At 67.3% G+C, this 266-nt stretch carries 1 protein-coding gene; it reads left to right on the top strand.

The window, feature by feature from the left end:
- Nucleotides 1-266: OpgC domain-containing protein (gene opgC, locus SB822_RS57760; protein WP_410859193.1), on the top strand; the 266-nt coding region annotated here is incomplete at both ends.

Here is a 266-nt window from a genome sequence, read left to right as displayed (position 1 = left end):
CGCCTATCTGTTGACGGCGCTGCTCACGCTGCTTTCGGGCGCGGTGCTCGCGTTCCTCAATCTGAATCACGCGATGATCGACCTTAACGGCTGGTCGCCTTTCGCCGCGAGGCCGCTGCATCAGGCGTTGGAAATCGCGGTGTTGCGCCGGCAGCCGTACCTGTCGAGCGTGCTGCCGATGTACGTCTTTTACGCGCTGCTGGTGCCGGCCATGGTGCCGCTGGCCATGCGCTCGCGCGTGGCGGCGCTGGCCCTGAGCGCCGCCG

Source organism: Paraburkholderia sp. SIMBA_054, from assembly GCF_046534875.1.
Classification (GTDB): domain Bacteria; phylum Pseudomonadota; class Gammaproteobacteria; order Burkholderiales; family Burkholderiaceae; genus Paraburkholderia; species Paraburkholderia hospita.
Note: the sequence above shows the minus strand (reverse complement) of the source record. Positions and strands in the feature narration are given on the sequence as shown.